This is a genomic window from Streptomyces sp. ICN903 (genome assembly GCF_022015835.1).
GTDB classification, from domain to species: Bacteria; Actinomycetota; Actinomycetes; order Streptomycetales; family Streptomycetaceae; genus Streptomyces; species Streptomyces fenghuangensis.
The window spans coordinates 1-4999 of record NZ_JAKMAY010000366.1 but is presented as its reverse complement, the minus strand read 5'-3'; the positions used below and the strand labels follow the sequence as shown (position 1 = coordinate 4999).

Annotated in this window: 4 protein-coding genes; 3 read left to right on the top strand and 1 reads right to left on the bottom strand. The window is 74.4% G+C overall.

Annotated elements, in window-relative coordinates:
- The 3 genes from L7D48_RS25700 to L7D48_RS25690 all read left to right on the top strand — a co-directional run.
- Positions 1-1099, top strand: a 1099-nt coding sequence (locus tag L7D48_RS25700) for a glycoside hydrolase family 6 protein (protein WP_308312335.1), incomplete at its 5' end; no start/stop codon positions are given.
- 223 nt (positions 1100-1322) lie between these two features.
- The gene (locus L7D48_RS25695) at positions 1323-3599 is read left to right on the top strand and encodes a glycoside hydrolase family 3 N-terminal domain-containing protein (RefSeq protein WP_237882985.1); all 2277 of its coding nucleotides are present in this window, start codon (positions 1323-1325) and stop codon (positions 3597-3599) included.
- A 134-nt stretch (positions 3600-3733) separates the two neighbouring features.
- A complete protein-coding gene (locus L7D48_RS25690) occupies positions 3734-4144 on the top strand; it encodes a DUF2267 domain-containing protein (RefSeq protein ID WP_237882986.1) in 411 nt (136 codons plus the stop codon).
- 241 nt (positions 4145-4385) lie between these two features.
- Here the strand turns inward: L7D48_RS25690 and L7D48_RS25685 are convergent, their stop codons facing one another.
- Entirely contained in the window at positions 4386-4913 is a 528-nt protein-coding gene (locus L7D48_RS25685) for a cupin domain-containing protein (protein ID WP_237882982.1), read from the bottom strand.
- Positions 4914-4999: the final 86 nt, after the last annotated feature.

Below are 4999 nucleotides of genomic sequence, written 5' to 3'. Positions count from 1 at the left end.
GGAGACGCGGAAGGGGGGACGGGGCGGGGAGCGCCTGTACGTACCGCCGGCCAACCCCGATGCGTACACGCAGATCAGGGAGCTGGTGGAGGCGCGGGAGTACCGGGACGCCGCCGGTGTCGCCCGGATGGTGACCACCCCTCAGGCGGTCTGGCTCAACGGCAACGGGGACGACAGCCGCATCCGGCAGGAGGTGGCCCGCATCGTGCGGGACGCCGCCCGCAAGCGCGCCCTGCCGGTGCTCGCCCTCTACAACGTCCCCGGGCGCGACTGCTCGCAGTACTCGGCGGGCGGCGCGGCGAACACCGCCGAGTACAAGGCCTGGATCGACGAGGTCGCCAGGGGCATCGGCGGCAAGAGGGCGCTGATCGTCCTGGAGCCCGACTCCCTCGCCCTGCTGCCCTCCGACTGCGGCCAGGACGACGACGAGGGAACCCTGACCGCCGCCCGCTACGCGGAGCTCGACTACGCCGTCGAGACCCTCTCGGCCCGGCCCGGCACCACCGTCTACCTCGACGCCGGCCACAGCGGCTGGCACAGCGTGAGGTCCATCGTGCCCCGGCTGGTCGAGGCCGGCATCGAGCGGACGGCCGGCTTCTACCTCAACGCGTCCAACTACCGGGCCGACGACGAACTGGCCTGGTACGGCAAGCTGGTCTCCGGCTGCGTGGAGTACGTCCAGGGCGGCGGCGACGTGGCCGCCTGCCCCGACCAGTGGTCGGACAGGAACGACGCCCGGGCCTGGCTGGAGGAGAACGTCACCGCCGACCCGGCCGACCAGCCCCACTTCGTCACCGACACCAGCCGCAACGGCAAGGGCCCCTGGACCCCGCCGACGGACCAGTACCCGGACCCGCAGGACTGGTGCAACCCGCCGGACCGCGGCCTGGGCGCACGGCCGACCACCCGCACCGGCGACCCGCTGCACGACGCCCGCCTGTGGATCAAGATCCCCGGTGAGTCGGACGGCCTGTGCCTGCGCGGCACCGAGGGGCCCGAGGACCCCGCGCGCGGCATGGTCGATCCGGCGGCAGGCCAGTGGTTCCCGCAGCAGGCGCTGGAACTGGTGCGCAACGCGGAGCCGCCGCTGCGCCCCTGAACCGCGACCACCCGCCCGGATGCTCCCCGCGCCTGGAGCCCCGGTCGGGAACCCCCGGCCCGGCGGCGCGATGAGGGCGCGCCGCCGGACCGGTTCCGCGTCCGGCCCCGGTGTCTCCTCCGCCGGGGCCGGACGTCCGGCCCGGTGGCCGCCGGCCGGGGCCGGAAAGCCCCCCACAGGCCGCATGCCCGGAGCGCGGCCCCACCGGAAGGACGGCACCGCGATGAGACGACGGACGACGAGAGGAACCCCTGAGCGCGGGGGAGGACGGACACCGGCCGGCACCGCGCTGCGCGGCCGGCTCAGGCGGCTGACCGCGGGAGCGGCGGTGAGCCTGATGGTGGCCTGCAGCCTGAACGGCGCCCCCGCAGCGGCGTCGGCCGAGGCGCCGCCCGCCTACGAGGACCCGGCCCTGCCGGTGGACGACCGCGTCGAGGACCTGCTGTCCCGCATGTCCCTCGACGACAAGATCGGCCAGATGACCCAGGTCGACCGCGGCGCTCTGGAGGCGCGGCCGGGCGACCTGGCGGCCTACCGCATCGGCTCCGTCCTGTCCGGCGGCGGTTCCGCCCCCACGCCCAACACCCCCCAGGCGTGGGCGGAGATGTACGACTCCTTCCAGCGCACCGCTCTGTCCACCCCGCTGGGCATCCCCATGATCTACGGCGTGGACGCCGTCCACGGCCACAACAACGTACGGGGCGCGACGATCTTCCCCCACAACATCGGGCTCGGGGCCGCCCGCGACCCCGCCCTGGTGGAGCGGATCGGGCGGGCCACCGCCGAGGAGGTCTCCGGCACCGGCATCGACTGGACCTTCGCGCCCTGCCTGTGCGTGGCCCGTGACGACCGCTGGGGACGCACCTACGAGTCCTTCGGCGAGACGCCCGAACTGCCCGGTGCGATGACATCGCTGATCGACGGCCTCCAGGGCGCCTCGCTCAGTGCTCCCGGTTCGGTCCTGGCCACCGCCAAGCACTACATCGGCGACGGCGGCACCACCGGCGGCGACGACCAGGGGAACACCGAGCTGAGCGAGACCGAGCTGCGCGCGGTCCATCTGCCGCCGTTCCGCGAGGCGGTGGAGCGGGGCGTGGGCTCGGTGATGGTCTCCTACAGCAGCTGGAACGGCGCGAAACTGCACGGCCACCGCTACCTGATCACCGACGTCCTCAAGGGCGAACTGGGCTTCAACGGCTTCGTGGTGTCCGACTGGGCGGGCGTCGACCAGCTCGACGGCCGGGAGGGCTTCACCGCCTCCGAGGTCCGCGACGCGGTGAACGCCGGCATCGACATGGTGATGGTGCCCCACGACTACCGCAGGTTCATCGAACTGCTGCGCGGCGAGGTGCGGGCCGGACGGGTTCCGATGGAGCGCGTCGACGACGCCAACCGCCGCATCCTGGCCAAGAAGTTCGAGCTGGGTCTGTTCGAGAACCCCTACACCGACCGCTCCCACACCTCCACGATCGGCTCCGCCGCCCACCGCGAACTCGCCCGTGAGGCGGTGCGCAAGTCCCAGGTGCTGCTGAAGAACTCCGGCGGACTGCTGCCGCTGGCCGAGTCGGCGAAGGTCTTCGTGGCGGGGAAGAACGCCGACGACATCGGCAACCAGAGCGGCGGCTGGACCATCACCTGGCAGGGCTCCTCCGGCGACATCACGCCGGGCACCACCATCGTGGAGGGCATGCGGGCCGCGGCCTCGGACCCCTCGAAGGTCGCCTACGACCGCCACGGCAACGGCATCGACGGCTCCTACGACGTGGCCGTGGCCGTCGTCGGCGAGAAGCCGTACGCGGAGATGGAGGGCGACCGGCCCGGCCCGATGGGCCTGGACCAGGAGGACCTGGCCACCCTCTCGCGGCTGAGGGCGTCCGGGGTGCCGGTCGTGGTCGTGCTCGTCTCCGGCCGCCCGCTGGACATCGCGGGGCAGCTCGGCGGCTGGGACGCGCTGCTCGCCTCCTGGCTGCCGGGCACCGAGGGCGCGGGGGTGGCCGACGTGCTCTACGGCGACCACGCGCCGACGGGGAGGCTCCCGGTGACCTGGATGCGGTCCGCGAGCCAGCAGCCGGTCAACGACGGCGACGGCAAGGACGCGCTGTTCCCCTACGGGTACGGACTCACCTACACCGACGCCGGCCCGGAGGACCCGGAGGAACCCGAGGACCCGGAGGAGCCCGGCGACCCGGAGAACCCCGGGCAGGCGCCGTGCACCGCCGACTACCGGGTCGTCAACCAGTGGTCGGGCGGCTTCCAGGCCGAGGTGACGGTGCGCAACAACGGCTCCGCCCCCGTCGACGGCTGGCAGGTGCGCTGGACGGCGCAGGGCGGGTTCACGCTCGGCAGCGTCTGGAACGCCAGGCTCACCCGCTCCGGCGACACCGTGATCGCCACCGGCGTGGACTGGAACGCGCGGCTGGCCCCAGACGGCTCGGCGACGTTCGGCTTCACGGCCACCGGCTCCCCGGCCGTACCGGACACCGTCTGCGCCGGTTCCTGACCCGGCTGTCCCCACCGGTCCGGCTCCGGCCCGAACCCGCCGCCACAGGGCTCGGCCGGAGCCGCCGACCGGGTGTTTCCTCCCCTTCGGCCCGGGTACCGGGGCCGGGTCAGCGAAGAAGGGACGAGGTGACCATGCGGTACGACACCTTCCTCGGACAGGTACAGGCACGCGCCCGGCTGGACAACCCCGGCGCGGCCGAGACCGCCACCCGGGCCAGCCTGGAGACCCTCGCGGAACGCGTCCCGGCCACGGTCGCGGAGAAGCTGGCCGCCCAGCTTCCGCGCGAGATCGGCGAGCATCTGCGCAGGGTCGCCTACGCGCCCGACGAACCGGCCTCGGGCATGCGGATGAGCACCCAGGAGTTCTTCGACCGCGTCGCCCAGCGCGCCTCGGCCGACCGCCCCAAGGCGATGCACGAGGCGCGCTGCGTGATCGAGGTGGTCGACGAGGCCACCGGCGGGGCGTGCTCGGCGAAGATCCGCCCCTCCCTGGACGACGAACTCGCCCGGGTGCTTTTCTCGGGCAGCTCGGGGCACACATGAGCAGGGACGGTGCGGGCCACCGGCCCGGCGCGCCGGCACCCGCCGGAGCGCCCGCGCGACGACCCCTGAGACGGTGAGACCGTGTTCGTCTTCTTCTCCAACCGCACCGGGTGTCTGGGCTCCCTGCTGGTCAGTCTGGCAGGCACGGCCCTCCTGCTCCTGCTGCTCTACAGCTGCCAGGGGCGCTGAGCGCCCGAGCGGGGCGGCGGGGCGGGGTGTTCCGGTCCCGGGCCGAGGCGCCTCATGCGGCCTCCGGCGACGGCAGCGGCTCGCCGCACCGCTCGCAGACGCCCGAGCCCGCCCGCTCGTTCATCCGCCCGCACGCGGGGCAGACCCGGTCCAGCATGCACGGCCCCTCGCCGCCCTCGTCCCCGCCGGGGGCCGCGCGCTCGGCGGAGGGCGGGCGCACGCCGACGGCCATACCGGGCCGCCGGCGGTGGACGGTCAGGTAGACCAGGCCCTCCGGGCCCGCCCGCAGAGCCCGCCGCGAGGTGCGCGGCAGCCACACCAGGGCCTTGGGCGCGAGCGCCAGGCGTCCGCCGGAGCCGTCCTCCATCTCCCCGCCGCCGGCGACCACCAGCAGCAGCACGTCCAGATCGTTCTCGGCGTGCTCGCCGACGGACGCCCCCGGCGGCAGACGTACCAGGTTCGCGTCGAGCTGCCGCCCGGACTCGGCCAGCCGCCACAGGGCCCCGCCCTCGCCGGGGGCCGCCCGCGCGATGCGGTCGTCGAGGTCGGTCAGGACGCGGGGGGTCTCGTCGGGGGACACCGGCACCTCCGGGAAGGGGCGTGGACGGGCGCCCCGATCCTACGGCGGCCCAGCCCGGCCGACCCGGCCCCGCAGAGGCACGGCAC